We start from the raw sequence: 13,724 nt of genomic DNA on the forward strand, positions 1-13,724 counted from the left end.
CGCGCTCAGCCGTTGCCGAGCCGCCCCGCCACTTCTTCCCACAGCGCGGTGTAGGCCTGGGCGGCCCGGGTACGCCGGGCGAAGCTGGCCACTGGGGCCTGCTCCACTCCCATGCGTTCGATGACGCTGGCGTAGGGGATCGTGGCCGAGAGGCGTAACGGCCACTGCTCGGGGAGCGTTTCCAGCGTGTCGCGATGCAGTCGCTTGCGTCGATCGACCAGCGTGGCGAAGGGCCACACCGGACAGGTCTGATTCTGGGTGTCGAGATGCTCGCGCAGCAGGGTCAGGGTGCGCATGGACAGGGTGGTGGGAACGACAGGAACCAGCAGTACATCGATGCTCGAGAACACCTGATCGGATAGGATCGATAGGTTGGGCGGGCAATCCAGCAGCACCAGGTCGTAGTCGTCGCTGACCGGCTTGAGGATCTTGCGCAACCGGCTCGGCTTGCGGTCTTCCAGCAGGTGGTCCATCTCGCGCGAGCCGAACGAGGCGGGCAGCAGGTCGAGACGCTCGATCTCGGTGGCGCGAATCACCTTGTCGAGGGTTGCCTTGCCCTTCACTAGCTTGTCGACACCGCCGCGCACCTTGGCCTTGCTCTTCAGATAAAATGTCGTCGCCGCTTGCGGATCGAGGTCCCAGAGCAGGACACGCTTGCCGGCAAGGGCCGCCTCCGCCGCCAGGTTGACAGCGGAAGCGGTCTTGCCCACGCCGCCCTTGATGCTGTAAAGGGCCAGCATTTGCATGCGGTATCTCCGTTATTGTCGTGCATGGCCTACAAAAACCAGCTTGCCGTTACACGATGACAAGAGAGTGACAGTCGCCAATGGGAGGGCTCCCTCCATCACTCTGTCGCATGTGGCTCAATGGCTGAGCCACTGCCAATAATCCTGTAGCCCTTTCTTGATATCCACATAAACGGGCTGGAACCCCAACTCGTCTTGGGCGAGCGTAATATCCAATGGCGAGCCCCGCACCACGAACGGTCCCGGACCGAGCTGCATGTTACTCGACTTGCCCAGCAGTTGCTCGACTTCGTCGACGATAGCCTGGTGATCTATTGTCACGCCGCTGGAGATGTTGAAATGCCGCGCCTGGACGCTCGCTTTCTCGAACAGCAGCACGATGCCCTTCGCGGTGTCGTGGACGTGCGTCCAGTCCAGGGCCTGGTCCCGTCCATTGGGTGCCTGGACGTCACGGAGCCCCTCGAGTGGCCCGAACAAGGCTTGATAGACCTGATGCATGTGCGAGGGTCGTTTGCCGGGGCCATAGACGAAGAACAGGCGAGCATGGCGAATGTCCATGCCGTAGGTGTCGGTGTATTGATCGCCGAACAGCTCACCGGAGATCTTGGTGGCGCCGTAGAGGTCGGTGGCCTTGTAAGGGGTGGTTTCTTGTTGGGGGCCCGACGCGTCGCCATAGACGGCGCCCGAGCTCATGTTGACGATCTTGTCGATGCCGAGGATGCGACAAGTCTCATAGACATTGAGCGTCCCCAGGGTGTTGACCGAAATATTGCGGAAGGGACGTTGCTGGAAGCTGGGGCCGGCGATGACCGAGACGCCATGAATGACCCCTTCGAGCTCGTCGCGGTAGGTCAGTAGCGTCTCGAACAGGGTGTGGTAATCCAGCACGTCGACCGCTTCCAGCACCAGCTTGTCGCGGACCGCTTCCAGATAATCGAGTCCCAGGCTGTCGAAATGCTTCGCCGCCATGTCGCAAATGATGACCTTCTTGCCCTGGCTGGCCAGCATCTGGGCTACCCAGGAACCGACATGGCCCAGGCCGCCCGTAATCAATACCGCCATGGTGTGTCTCCTTCATGATGGGTCCCTAAGGACGTTGGCCTTGCGTGGTTGGCTCGACTCCCTTGCTACCGCAGCACCAGATCCGGCAGGAACATGACGATCGACGGGAAGCAGGTGATCAGAATCAGTACCGCCAGCAGTGGGATGTAGAAGGGCAGCGTGGCCCGGATCAGGTCCGTAAGCGGCAGGTTGGTGATCTTCTGGATGGTGAACAGCACGGTGCCTACCGGTGGCGTGATCAGTCCGATCATCAGATTGAAGATCATCAGCACGCCGAAGTGCACCGGGTCGATGCCGTATTGCACGACCACCGGCACCAGCAGCGGTGTCAGCAGGAACAGCGCCGGGACGGAATCGACGAACAGCCCGATCAACAGGATGAACAGACTCAGCAACAGCAACAGCATCAACGGGTCGGTGACCGTGGCCAGTAGAAAATCGGCGACCAGTGCCGTGACCTGATAGCGCGCCAGGACCCAGCTGTAGAGAGCACTGCCGGCGATGATCAATAACAGCGCAGCGGTGTCGATGGCGGTGGCGCGCAGTATGTCGAAGAACTCACGCAGATTGATCGAGCGATAGACGCCGAACGAAATGATCAGGCAATAGAGCAGTGCGACGACCGAGGCTTCGGTGGGCGTGAACAGGCCGGACAGGATGCCGACAATGATGATCAGCGGCGTCAGCATCGGCAGCGAGCCCCGCGACAGGGCGCGCAGGAATTCCTGCAGCGTGGCGCGGGCGCGGGTCGGATAGCCTCGGCGGTGGGAAATCACGGCGACCATGAGCATCAGACCCAGCCCCATGAACAGCCCTGGCAGGATCGAGCCCAGGAAGATGGCGGCGATCGAGGCATTGGCCAGGGCGCCATAGATCACCGCAGGAATGCTGGGCGGAATGATCGGTCCGATCGTGGCCGAACTGGCAGTGACGGCGGCACTGAAGTCCGTGGGGAAACCGTCGTCCTGCATCGCCTTGATCTCGACGGCGCCCAAGCCACCGGCATCGGCCACGGCCGAGCCGGACATGCCGGCAAACAGCATGCTGGCCAAGACGTTGACGTGCCCCAGGCCGCCCTTGAGGTGACCGACGGTGCAGCGTGCGATATCGAAGACGCGATCGGAAATCCCGGCGGCATTCATCAGCCGGCCAATCAACAGGAAGGCCGGGATGGCCAACAGCGTGAAGCTATTCACTCCATAGAGGGTGCGCTGGGCGATCATCTCGAGCGGGATGGCGTCGAAGCCGCGGGTATAGCCCAGCACCAGGGCCGATGAGGCAATCATTGCCAAGGCCACTGGCAGCCCCAGCATCAGCAGGCCGATCAGGCCCACGAACATGATGACGAAGACTTCCATGCTCAGTCGCTCCAGGGTTTGGCAGGGGGAGTGGCCGCCTTGCCGCGCAGATGGCGCTGACACTGATCGACCAGCAGAATCACCATCAGCAAGGCGGCAATGAACTGCATCAGATAGACGTACGAGAAGCTCATCCGGAACGTGCTGGCAAACACCCCGGCGGTACGCTCCATCATGTTCCAGGCCCCGCCCATGAGCATGAGCAGCACCGCGATGCCAATCAGGTCGGCGAGGGCTGCGACGAGACGTGCTGCCTTGGGAGGCAGCAGATCGGTCACGATCGTCACGCGAATGTGTTCCTGATAGCGCAGCGCCAGCACGGAGCCGAGGAAGATCTCGGCGAGGAACAAATAGCGCGACACCTCGTCGGTCCATGGCACGGCGAGGCCCAGCGTGTAGCGTGAAATCACCTGGATGGCCATGACCGTGAGCATCAGGCAGAAGGCCGCGACCACGATGGTGGTCAACAGGGACCAGAAGATGGTCAGTGAACTGGCGAAAAAGGATCGAGGAGTCACGGGGAGCCTCCCTGCTGGCATGGGGTGGCCCGCATCGCCCAAGGGAGCGACACGGGCTGGCAGGCGTTACCGGTTGATCAACGACATGACGTAGTCGCGCACGGCGGGGTCGTAGCCTTGGGCGATTTCCTCGACGGCCGGCTTGGCCGCTTCACGGAAGGCCGCCACATCGGGCTCGACGACTTCCATGCCTTCGTCCTTCAGCGTCTGATACACCTCTTCCTGCCCCTGGGCGACGAGCTCATCGCCCCACTGGGTGGCCTCGTCGATGGCCGAGAGCAGCATGTCCCGGTCCTCATCGGACAGGCCCTGGTAGAAATCCTCGTTCATCAGCCAGTGGAAGAAGGAGTACACATGCTCCGTACGGTTGATGTAGTCCTGTACCTCGTACAGCTTGCCGGCATAGATCAGGTCGACCGGGTTTTCCTGCATCTCGATCACGCCGGTCTGCAGCGAGGTATACACTTCCGGCCAGGCGATGGGGCTGGGCAGGGCGCCGACCTGCTCCCAGACTTTCACCCATGGCGCGATTTCCGGGACGCGCATGCGCACCCCCTGGATGTCTTCGGGTGACGTCACCGGCATGTTGGAGGTCAGGTTGCGCGGGTTGCGTGCCGACAGTCCGACCAGGCGCATGTTGCCGTTGGCCACGAGCTGCTCGTTGATGGCTTCCCCGGTTTCGCCTTCATAGACCTGGCGGGCCTCGTCGCTCGAGTCGTAGACGAAGGGCAGGTCGGCGGCCGCGAACTTCGGCGCATAAAGGGTCATGGGCATGGAGCCGCCCAGGGCGATGTCATACTCCCCGTAGCTGGCGCCTTCCAGATGGTCGCGTTCGCCACCGACCTCGGTGCCGAGCAGAGTGACGCTCATCTCGCCGTCCGACTGCTCCTCGATCGACTGTTTCAGGCGTTCGCCAACCTTGAACATGGCATGTGCCGGGTCGACGTGGATGGCGATGGCGATTTCCTGGGCAGCGGCGGACATGGCCACCCCCAACGTCATCATGCTGGCAAGGGCGAGTTTTTTGGTGGTCGTTACTTTCATGTGAACTATCTCCTGGGTGCTTTGGCGGGCGAGGAACCGCAGGGAGCGGCCTGGGCGACGTGGATCGCCGATAAAGGAGATTCAGGGGCTGGCATGGCGTCCTCCTGTCTCTTGTTGTTGTCGGTGCGACGATGGGGAGAGGCACTAGAAAAAAGCTAGCAGGGCATTTTTGGTAGCGCTACCAAAACGGTGGTAGCGCTACCAAAACTTTAGTCGTAGGGTACACTGCGACATGCATGGAGCGAGCGAGGATAACAAGCTATGGGTAAAGCGGAGCGCGGACGCCGGCGCCACCAGGGAGTGGGGCGTGTGACGCTGGGAGACGTCGCCAAGCATGCCGGTGTTGCACCGATTACCGTTTCTCGGGTCATGAACAATCCCGATCAAGTCTCGGACAAGCTACGCAAGCGCGTCGAGGCCGCCGTGGAAGCGCTGGGCTACGTGCCCAACCTGATCGCCGGCGGTCTCGCCTCGGCAGGCACGCGCGTGATCCCGGTGATCGTGCCCTCGCTGTCGATTCTGACCTACATCGACGTGATTCATGGCATTCAGCAAACCCTCGAAGATACCGGCTATCAGTTGCTGCTGGGGTCGACAGATTTCGATCTGGACCGCGAGGCGGCCCTGATCGACACGGTCCTTGGCTATTCGCCGTCAGGCATCATCATTGCCGGGCTGCGCCACCGCGAGCGGGCGATTCAACGCCTCGAGGCATGTCATCGCCCGGTGGTCGAGATCATGGAATATGGAACGTCGTGTATCGACAGCAATGTCGGTGTCGACAACGCCGAGGTGGGCCGCTGCATGGCTCGGCACCTCATCGATCGGGGGTATCGTCGAATCGCTTACGTGGGGTCGCGCATGGACCGGGACTACCGGACCTTCCAGCGCTACGAAGGCCATCGCGAGGTATTGGAGTCGGCAGGCATCGATGGAAGCCGCCTGTTGCAGAATGACGAGGCTGCCTCCTACAAGACCGGAGGCAAGCTGTTCACGGAAGCCATGGCGAGCTACCCGGATCTCGACGCCATCCATTTCACCAATGACAACCTGGCGGCCGGTGCCATCCTGGAAGCCAACCGCCGGGGAATTCGCGTGCCCGACGATATTGCCATTGCCGGTTATCTGGGGCTGCCGCTCAGCGAGTGCCTCACGCCCGCACTGACCACGGTCTCGGTGCCGCGCTTCGAGATGGGCGTCCAGGCGGCCAAGTTTCTGCTGGCACGCCTGGATGGGGAGCGGGGCGAGGCATTACGCTGCGATATCGGCTTCGAACTGATGGTGCGGGACAGCACGTAACGATTCGGTCTTGTCTTACCATCGCTCGTCGACGTTTCGGAAAAGCCAAGAGCGCTGCCGCAAAAAAACGGCGAGAATTACACGGGCTGGCGCAGGCGCAACAGCGAGACACCGAGGCCGATGAAGGCACTCCCCACGAAGCGGTTGATCCAGCGTGCCCGCTTCGCGGAGCCAAGCCAGCGGGCGATCTGCCTGGCCAGGCCGCCATAGGTCATCAGCGTGGCGAACGACAGCGCCATGAAGGTGCCGACCATGAGGGTAAACTGCGGCGCGAGCGGTAGTTGAGGATCGAGAAACTGCGGGAACAGGGCGGTGAAGAACAGGATCGCCTTGGGGTTGCTGATGGCAACCAGCAGCCCCTCGCTGAAGACGCGAACACGGCTCCGCGTCGGTGCGACGGGGCGAGTGACGACCAGGCTCGGTTGACGCCACTGGCGCACGCCAAGGTAGATCAGGTAACCGGCGCCGCACAGTTTGAGTGCCGTAAACAGCACTTCGGAGGTGGTCAGCACGACGCCCAGGCCTAGCACGGCGGCGCTGGCGAGCAACAGCAGACCGCAGATGTTACCCAGCGACGATAGCGCGACGCGAGGCATGCCACCGGCCATGCCGTTGCGTACCGCCACCAGAAAGGCTGGGCCGGGGCTGAGGATGCTGACCGTAGCCACGGCCACGAAGAGTAACCAGGTCGTGAGAGCCATGCGTTTCCCTGACAGACTGGATAAGAAGAGGAATACCTTGAGCCAGGCCTCGTCGGTTGTCCAGGCGCGGCGGGTGCCAGACTCACTCGGCTGGATCCGGACGAGGGGTCGAGCCGCTGGCCGGTAGTCGACTGGTACTGCCAAGCTGCACTATCAGGGCCAGAGCCACGAAAGGCAGTAGGCCGGCATTGACTGCTGTCCAGCCCAGTGTCGTCACCAGAGCGCCCGAGGCGAACGACATGACGGCGGCGACGCTACCGTTGCTCAACTCCATCAGCCCCTGGGCGCTGGCACGTTCGGGTGACGTATGTCCACGCCCCAGCAGGGTGGTGCCGGCTACCAGCATCAGGTTCCAGCCAACCCCCAGCAGGCAGCTGCTCAGTAGAAAGTGTGCCCAGTCCAGGCCCGCCAGGGCGATGGCGGCGCTGCACGCCAATAGGCATGCCCCAATGCAGGCGACCCGGCGACTGCCCAGTCGGTCGACGAGTGGGCCGGCGATGAATGCCGGCAGGAACATGCCGAGCATATGCCATTGGATGACCTGACCGCTGGCTTCGAGACTCAGCCCATGCAGGCTCATGGCCAGCGGCGTGGCGTTCATGACCAGAATCATCAGACCATGGCCGATGGCCGTGGTCAGGATGGCGGCCCGGACAATGGGCCGGGTCAATAGTTGGCGTCTTGACACGCGCGGTACCGAGGTGGCGGAGGAGACAGGGTTGCCCGGAATGCCACTGAGAATGCCTAGGGCAATCACTGCCAGGACCGCGATCAGCAGGTAGGCGCCGAGATAGGGCGTGGCCAGCGCATGGCGCGACAGCGAGCCCAGGGAGGGTGCGATGAGTGCGGCAACGACACCGCCACCGATCACATAAGCCGTTGCCCGCCCCTGGAAGGCGGCATCGACTGACTCGACGGCGGCGAAGCGGTAATACATGGCCGACGCCTGGTAGATGCCCAGCGTCATGCTGCCCAGACACAGTAGAAAAAAGCTGGCCTGCCCGATACCCAGCGCACAGATGAGCCCGCCGGTGACACCCGCGAGTGCACCGAATTGAAAGCCCTGGCGTCGGCCTTGGCGTTGCATCAGTTGCGAAAGGGGCTGAATGGCGAGCAGATTGCCCAGCATCAGCAGGGCGAGCGGCAGGGTCGCCAGGCTCTCTCGCGGGGCTAGGGCCAGCCCGGCGAGAGACGTCAGCAGGATGCCGATCATGGCGCAGGACCAATAGAGCGCCTGAGCGAGGAACAGGCGCAGAACGGGTGGATGGCGTAGCAACAATGGCATGGCGGAAGGCTCCGGGCAGAGGCGATAGAGGCGTGCGGTAGTCCAGCGCGACAGGCATCAGCCGAAACGTTCGATGAAAGCCTGGGGGCTGATCGCGTGGTGTTTCTGAAACGTGCGTCGCAAGTTTTCCGGGTGCCCGAAGCCGGTCAGTCGCGCCACGCTGGCCACCGAGGTCTGGGCGCCGAGCAGCAGGCTGCGGGCAGCCTCGAGACGTACCCGCTCGACGTATTGTCCTGGGGCCAGGCCGACGTCCTGCTTGAACAGACGACACAGAGTGCGCGTCGACAGGTTGGCGTGCTCGGCCAGTGCCTCAATGGACAGGTCCTCCGAAAGATGCGCAGGAATCCAGTTCAGCAGCCCGGCCAGGCGCTGCGAGCCGTTGGCGGATAAGGTCAGCAGCGGACTGAACTGCGCCTGTCCGCCTGGGCGATGCAGGAACATCACCAAACGTTGAGCGACCGCCAGCGCCAGGGGGCGGCCGAGATCCGCCTCGACGAGAGCCAGGGCCAGATCGATACCCGCCGTCACGCCTGCCGAGGTGGAAAGGTGAGCACTGTCGGCGTCCATTGGATCGTAGGTGTGCAAGCGATCGCCCTGGACCTGGACATCCGGATAGTCGCTGGAGAGCGTATCCAGGTCCGCCCAGTGGGTGGTGGCCTGACGGCCATCCAGAAGACCCGCTTCGGCCAGCAGTAGCGCCCCCGAGCAGACCGAGCCCAGGCGGCGTACCTTGGGCTCGACGTCACGTAGCCAAGCGACCAGTGGCATGTCGCGACGCTGTACATCGACGCCCTGGCCGCCCGGCACCAGCAGAGTATCCAGCGTGGTGGCGTCCATCGCCTGCCAGCTCGTGTCGGCATGCAGCCGGATACCGCTGGACGTGGCTATCGGCCCTGTGGCCGTACCGGCCAGCAGCAGTTGGTACATTGGCGGCAAGCCCAGCCGTTCGCATTCGACATTGGCCGAGGCGAAGACCTGCATGGGCCCGGTCACGTCCAGGCTCATCACATTAGGGTAAAGCAGGCAGGCAATGGCGCGGTTGGGCATCGACACGCTCCTGCAGGTTGGGTGTCATGAGTGTGAGCTAGCGCAGGAAAATGGCGCAATGACAAATGCCCCACGTTTATTGCCAAACGATGCTATCCACGGGCGTATTTGCTGAGGTCGAGGCGGGTAGCTAGGCTGATTCTGGACACACGACGCTGCATTGGCATCGTCGTGTCCTTTTTGCCGTACGTTTTCGACAGGAGGTTGAAACCATGTCCAGCCCCGAGCACAAGCAGAAGATCTGGAAAATGATCAAGGACATCAAGGTCGGCATGCTGGTCACGCTGGACGGCGACATGCCCCGTGCCCGGCCGATGCACCTGGTTCAGGACGAATACGACGGCACCCTGTGGTTCTACACCCGTCGCAGTGCCGAGAAGGTCTTTGAAACCGCCAGCGATCACGACGTTTGCCTCAGCTTCTCCGATCAGGAAGAGGGCGTGTACGTATCGCTCTCGGGCAAGGCCAACCTGACCGATGACCGTGAGCTGATCGAGAAATACTGGAACCCCTTCATCGCGGCCTGGTTCCCCGAAGGCAAGGACGACCCGGATGTGGCGCTGCTGGAGATCAAGGTACAGATGGGCGAGCACTGGAAGGCCAAGGAGAGCAAGACGTTCCAGCTCTACGAGATTGCCAAGGCCAACATCAAGAAAGACGCGACCCCGGACATGGGCGAGAATGAAAAGTTCGGTGGCTAGTCGCGCTCCAGCACGCCCTGCTGCCTGGATGCTGATCGGCGTATCGGCACTCATGATTTCCATTGGAACATGGGCCGCCGAGAGTGCGCCGGAGGGTGACTCGCAGGCCCAGGGCGCTTGCGAACTGACCGATCGCAAGCGCGAGATGCTGTCGAGAATCAACGAGGCGCGCAGTCAGGCTCGGCAATGCGGCAACCAGCGTTTTGCGGCGGTGGAACCGCTAGCCTGGAATTGCACTCTCGAAGCCGCTGCCGAGGCGCATTCCCAGGACATGGCCGAGAACGACTATTTCAGCCATACCGGCCCGGAAGGCGTGGGTATTCAACAGCGCGTCAGCAACCGAGGTTATGTATGGCGAGCGGTGGGCGAGAACATCGCCGCCGGTCAGGCATCGATCGCCGCCGTGGTCTCGGGTTGGCTGGAGAGCCCGGGACACTGCAGCAACATCATGAACGAAGCCTTCACCGAAATGGGCATGGCCAAGGCCGACGATCCGGGATCGATGTATTCGCCTTACTGGACGCAAGTATTGGCCCAGCCACGTTGAGCAGACCGAACGATAAAGGCTTCGCGACTCGCGAAGCCTACGGTATTCCAAGCTGAACGGCGTCAGACTGACGAATAATCCGGACTGAGAAGACTATTCTTCCTCGAGGTTGTCCTGGAATCGCTCGAATTCCGCTTCGTCGATGCGGTCGTCGTCGTTCAGGTCGGCCTCGTTGTAGTCCCGGTACGTGTTATAGATGGCGCGGTCATCCTCGTCTGCGCTGCCGCCTTCCTCGGCCTGCATCCCGGTGCGGATGTTGGCAATGCCACCATCCCACTCCTCCTGGCTGATGTCGCCCGAGGCATCGGTGTCCCAATAGGCGAAATCGCCTTCATCACTTTCCTGAGCGTGGGCCGTGGCGGCGATCGATAGGGCCAGTGCCGAGCCTGCCATGAACGTAAGCCAGTGACGTTGCATGGTGCTTCCTCCCTGAATGGATGCGTTCACTTCACTGTAGTGCCGGTGGCGGGTGAGGCAAACCCGGCCTTTCAGGCCGGGCGTGTCGTGGAGGCGACTAGAGAATCATGGCCGCAACCCAGCCGAAGGCGATCAGCGGCAGGTTGTAGTGCAGGAAGGTCGGCACACAGGTCTCCCAGATATGATCGTGCTGGCCGTCGGCGTTGAGTCCGGCGGTGGGTCCCAGTGTCGAGTCCGAGGCGGGAGAGCCCGCGTCGCCGAGTGCCGCCGCCGTGCCGACCAGGGCGACCGTGGCCATCGGCGAGAAGCCGAAGCTGAGGGCCAACGGCACGTACAGCGAGGCGATGATGGGAATGGTCGAGAACGACGAGCCGATGCCCATGGTGATGAACAGCCCCACCAGCAGCATGATCAGGGCGGCCAGCCCACGGTTGTCGCCGATCACCTCCACCGAACTCTGGACCAGTGTCTCGACCTCGCCGGTGGCCTGCATCACGCCGGCGAAGCCGGAAGCGGTGATCATGATGAACCCCACCAGGGCCAGCATGCGCATGCCCTCGGTGAAGATGTCGTCCTGCTCGCGCCAGCGAAACACCCCGCTGACCGAAAGGATGGCGAAGCCGAGGATGCCGCCCAGCACCATGGAGTCGAAGGCCAATTGGGTGACCAGGGCGCCGACGATGGCGACGACCAGCACGGCCTTCTGCCACGGCGCGAGGCGCTTGGCGGTCTCGACCTTGGCGGCGACCTGCGCATGGCGCTGGTCGGCATGCGACAGGTCGCGGTCCTCGTAGTCGCGCCGACGCCGGTAGCTCAGAGTCAGCGCCACGACCAGACCCAGTGCCATGCCTGAGATGGGCAGCAGCATCGCCAGCGGCACGATGTCGGGCGTCACGTTCAGCCCCATGGCGGCGCCGGCGTCGTTGACGTTGCTCAGCAGGATGTCGTTGAGAAAGATCGCCCCGAACCCGACCGGCAACAGCATGTAGGGCGCGGTGATGCCGAAGGTGATGGCACAGGCCGCGGCGCGGCGATCCATGTGCAGGTGGTTCATCAGCTTGAGTAGCGGCGGCACCAAAATGGGGATGAAGGCAATGTGCACGGGGATCAGGTTCTGCGAGAAGATCGCGGCGATCAGCAGAATGCCCAGCAGGGCGAAGTAGATCCTGGTGCGGTGCGGGGTGCCGCGATCCAGCTGCAGCCTGTCGATGGCCTTGGCGGAGAGCAGTTCGGTGATGCCCGAGCGCGACAGGGCCACGGCAAAGGCGCCCAGCGTGGCGTAGGCCAGGGCGATGGTGGCACCGTTACCGAGGCCATCGTTGAAGGCGACGAGCACGTCGGAGACGCTCATGCCGCTGACCAGGCCGCCGACCAGGGCGGCGACGATCAGTGCGAAGACCACGGAAACGCGGGCAAGACTCAAGGCGACCATCACCAGGATGGCCAGAACGATCGCATTCATCGGTATTCCTGAATGGCTTGTATGGCGGAGAAAGCAACGTATCGCCCCACGACGCCATGGCATCGTGGGGCGTGAAGCGGGGCATCATACCGTACCCGGCCAGGCGATGCCCGGCGGCGCTAGCGTGACAGTCTGCCGCTCAGGCACGCTGCCGCATCCGCCGCGACGCCATCTTCCGCTTGTAGCCCCCGGTAGATCGCCTCGCGCTCGGCGTCGGACTTGTGCTGACTGGCCTTGTGCTTGCCGGTCAGGTGTGTGACGGTCAGCTCGACCCCGACAATCGCCCGGCACATGTTCTCGATGTAGTCGGCCGGAGCATCCTCGACCGACCAAGGCACGGCACGCGAGTGCTCGAAGCGCTCGCTCAGAGCGCTTACGACATTCAGGAGCCAGGCGGGATCGTGGATGAAGCGCAGTTGCCCACGGGCGTGTACCACCTGGTAATTCCAGGTCGGCACCACCCGGCCGTGCTCGCGCTTGTCCGGGTACCAGTTGGGCGTGATGTAGGCTTGCGGGCCGTGAAAGATCGCCAGTGCCTCGGCATCGCCTTCGCCGCGCCAGAGGGGGTTGGCACGGGCGATGTGGCCGCGCAACACGCCATGTTCACCCCCGTTGGAATCGAAGATCAGCGGTAGATGATCTGCCATGACGCCACGATCCGAGGCGAGGGCCAGCGTGGCGAAGGGATGCCGATCGATGACGGCCCGCAGGGCATCGGGATCGGCCATGGCAAAGTGGCGGGGCAGGTACATGAGCTTCCTCGGCGGTCGTTGATTAAACGGGGTCGGGGCGTGGCGCCAGTGCCGCCGCGGTCAGAGCCGACAACGCCTGGTGTTGCCGGCCATGGGCATCGAAGTTGGCCGGCGACAGCCAGCGTTCGAAGACCGGCATGAGCTGACGCCACTCGTGATTGAGCAGGGAGTACCAGGCGCTGTCGCGGTTTCTGCCGTTCACCACGCGGTGCTGATGAAAGATGCCCTCGAAGCGCAGGCCGAGGCGTTGCGCCGCCCGTCGCGAAGGGGCGTTGAGGGCATCGCATTTCCATTCCAGGCGCCGGAATCCCAGGTCGAAGACGTGGCGCATCATCAGCACCAGCGCTTCGGTAGCCGCCGGGGTGCGGGCCAGGCGGGGCGAGAAGCTGAGATGACCCAGCTCGACGCTACCGTGCGCCGGCTGGATGTTGAGCCAGGCCGCCGCCCCCAGGGCATCGCCGCTCGCGGCCTCGATCACTGCCATGAAACGTGGGTCGTGTCCCGCACCGCACTGTCGTAACCAGGCATGGCAGCCTGCCGCATCGGCGAAGGGCCTGCCACCCAGGTAGGTCCAGCGCGCTTCGCCCTGCGTATCGGCGGGGATCGTCGGGTCGGGCTGTCGCCAGGCCGCCCACAGCGCATCACCGTGCCGCTCGGCAGACAGCGATTCGAGGCGGCAGTAGCGTCCCTGCAGCAGTGTTTCCCCCGGCAGCGACGGAGGCTGCCAGTCGGGTACCGTGTGGCCGACTGGCTGGCCAAATGCGTTGATTGTTGCGGTCATCGGC

At 63.2% G+C, this 13,724-nt stretch carries 15 protein-coding genes; 3 read left to right on the top strand and 12 right to left on the bottom strand.

The annotated features are described in order from the left end of the window. Positions 1–5: 5 nt before the first annotated feature. From MHM84_RS08470 to MHM84_RS08490, 5 genes are all read right to left on the bottom strand, one after another. Complete coding sequence (locus MHM84_RS08470) at positions 6–746, bottom strand: AAA family ATPase (protein ID WP_239264821.1); 741 nt, start codon at positions 744–746, stop codon at positions 6–8. Between the two features lie 117 nt (positions 747–863). Next, positions 864–1,808, bottom strand: a complete 945-nt coding sequence (locus MHM84_RS08475) for an NAD(P)-dependent oxidoreductase (protein ID WP_239264823.1) — start codon at positions 1,806–1,808, stop codon at positions 864–866. 65 nt (positions 1,809–1,873) lie between these two features. Then, positions 1,874–3,166: a TRAP transporter large permease gene (locus MHM84_RS08480; RefSeq protein WP_239264825.1), complete on the bottom strand. Its 1,293-nt coding sequence runs from the start codon at positions 3,164–3,166 to the stop codon at positions 1,874–1,876. Positions 3,167–3,168: 2 nt separating this feature from the next. Continuing rightward, complete coding sequence (locus MHM84_RS08485; RefSeq protein WP_239264826.1) at positions 3,169–3,684, bottom strand: TRAP transporter small permease; 516 nt, start codon at positions 3,682–3,684, stop codon at positions 3,169–3,171. 66 nt (positions 3,685–3,750) lie between these two features. Continuing rightward, positions 3,751–4,728 carry a TRAP transporter substrate-binding protein gene (locus MHM84_RS08490; protein ID WP_239264828.1) on the bottom strand — a complete coding sequence of 326 codons (978 nt, stop codon included), beginning with the start codon at positions 4,726–4,728 and terminating at the stop codon, positions 3,751–3,753. A 261-nt stretch (positions 4,729–4,989) separates the two neighbouring features. Here MHM84_RS08490 and MHM84_RS08495 point away from each other — a divergent pair, with 261 nt between their 5' ends. Further along, positions 4,990–6,027, top strand: a complete 1,038-nt coding sequence (locus MHM84_RS08495; protein WP_239264830.1) for a LacI family DNA-binding transcriptional regulator — start codon at positions 4,990–4,992, stop codon at positions 6,025–6,027. 77 nt (positions 6,028–6,104) lie between these two features. Here the strand turns inward: MHM84_RS08495 and MHM84_RS08500 are convergent, their stop codons facing one another. The 3 genes from MHM84_RS08500 to MHM84_RS08510 all read right to left on the bottom strand — a co-directional run bounded on the left by MHM84_RS08500 (position 6,105) and on the right by MHM84_RS08510 (position 9,060). Next, positions 6,105–6,728: a LysE family translocator gene (locus MHM84_RS08500; protein WP_239264831.1), complete on the bottom strand. Its 624-nt coding sequence runs from the start codon at positions 6,726–6,728 to the stop codon at positions 6,105–6,107. Between the two features lie 82 nt (positions 6,729–6,810). Continuing rightward, positions 6,811–8,013, bottom strand: a complete 1,203-nt coding sequence (locus MHM84_RS08505; protein WP_239264834.1) for an MFS transporter — start codon at positions 8,011–8,013, stop codon at positions 6,811–6,813. A gap of 57 nt (positions 8,014–8,070) precedes the next feature. Next, positions 8,071–9,060 carry a DJ-1/PfpI family protein gene (locus tag MHM84_RS08510; protein ID WP_239264836.1) on the bottom strand — a complete coding sequence of 330 codons (990 nt, stop codon included), beginning with the start codon at positions 9,058–9,060 and terminating at the stop codon, positions 8,071–8,073. A 212-nt stretch (positions 9,061–9,272) separates the two neighbouring features. Here MHM84_RS08510 and MHM84_RS08515 point away from each other — a divergent pair, with 212 nt between their 5' ends. Together MHM84_RS08515 and MHM84_RS08520 are read left to right on the top strand one after the other, a co-directional pair. Further along, a complete protein-coding gene (locus MHM84_RS08515; protein ID WP_239264839.1) occupies positions 9,273–9,761 on the top strand; it encodes a pyridoxamine 5'-phosphate oxidase family protein in 489 nt (162 codons plus the stop codon). Beyond that, positions 9,754–10,308, top strand: a complete 555-nt coding sequence (locus MHM84_RS08520; protein ID WP_239264842.1) for a CAP domain-containing protein — start codon at positions 9,754–9,756, stop codon at positions 10,306–10,308. The genes MHM84_RS08515 and MHM84_RS08520 overlap by 8 nt, the downstream gene beginning before the upstream one ends. 93 nt (positions 10,309–10,401) lie before the next feature. Here MHM84_RS08520 and MHM84_RS08525 read toward each other — a convergent pair whose 3' ends face one another. The 4 genes from MHM84_RS08525 to MHM84_RS08540 form a co-directional block, all read right to left on the bottom strand. After that, entirely contained in the window at positions 10,402–10,725 is a 324-nt protein-coding gene (locus tag MHM84_RS08525) for a hypothetical protein (RefSeq protein ID WP_239264845.1), read from the bottom strand. A 97-nt stretch (positions 10,726–10,822) separates the two neighbouring features. Beyond that, positions 10,823–12,187 carry a Na+/H+ antiporter NhaC family protein gene (locus tag MHM84_RS08530; protein WP_239264847.1) on the bottom strand — a complete coding sequence of 455 codons (1,365 nt, stop codon included), beginning with the start codon at positions 12,185–12,187 and terminating at the stop codon, positions 10,823–10,825. Positions 12,188–12,306: 119 nt separating this feature from the next. Then, positions 12,307–12,939 carry an FMN-binding negative transcriptional regulator gene (locus MHM84_RS08535; protein WP_239264849.1) on the bottom strand — a complete coding sequence of 211 codons (633 nt, stop codon included), beginning with the start codon at positions 12,937–12,939 and terminating at the stop codon, positions 12,307–12,309. A 22-nt stretch (positions 12,940–12,961) separates the two neighbouring features. Further along, positions 12,962–13,720, bottom strand: a complete 759-nt coding sequence (locus tag MHM84_RS08540) for a GNAT family protein (RefSeq protein WP_239264851.1) — start codon at positions 13,718–13,720, stop codon at positions 12,962–12,964. Positions 13,721–13,724: the final 4 nt, after the last annotated feature.

The organism is Halomonas sp. McH1-25, assembly GCF_022348165.1.
GTDB lineage: Bacteria > Pseudomonadota > Gammaproteobacteria > Pseudomonadales > Halomonadaceae > Modicisalibacter.